Source organism: Citrobacter sp. Ce129 (assembly GCF_030334545.1).
GTDB lineage: Bacteria > Pseudomonadota > Gammaproteobacteria > Enterobacterales > Enterobacteriaceae > Citrobacter > Citrobacter europaeus.
Genome location: NZ_JAOWDS010000034.1, coordinates 1 through 219, shown reverse-complemented (window position 1 = coordinate 219; position 219 = coordinate 1). Strand labels below are relative to the sequence as shown.

Here is a 219-nt window from a genome sequence, read left to right as displayed (position 1 = left end):
GGTGGGTGATGACGGGATCGAACCGCCGACCCCCTCCTTGTAAGGGAGGTGCTCTCCCAGCTGAGCTAATCACCCACTTCTCAATTTCTTACTCTACACGGCGGAGACTACATAAAGTAGTTGGTGGGTGATGACGGGTTCGAACCGCCGACCCCCTCCTTGTAAGGGAGGTGCTCTCCCAGCTGAGCTAATCACCCCCGCTGTGTGGAGTCGCATTAT

Annotated in this window: 2 tRNA genes; both read right to left on the bottom strand. The window is 56.6% G+C overall.

The window, feature by feature from the left end:
* Positions 1–2: 2 nt before the first annotated feature.
* Positions 3–75, bottom strand: a tRNA-Val gene (locus tag OGV77_RS00845).
* A 46-nt stretch (positions 76–121) separates the two neighbouring features.
* Positions 122–197: transfer RNA gene (locus OGV77_RS00840), tRNA-Val, on the bottom strand.
* Positions 198–219: the final 22 nt, after the last annotated feature.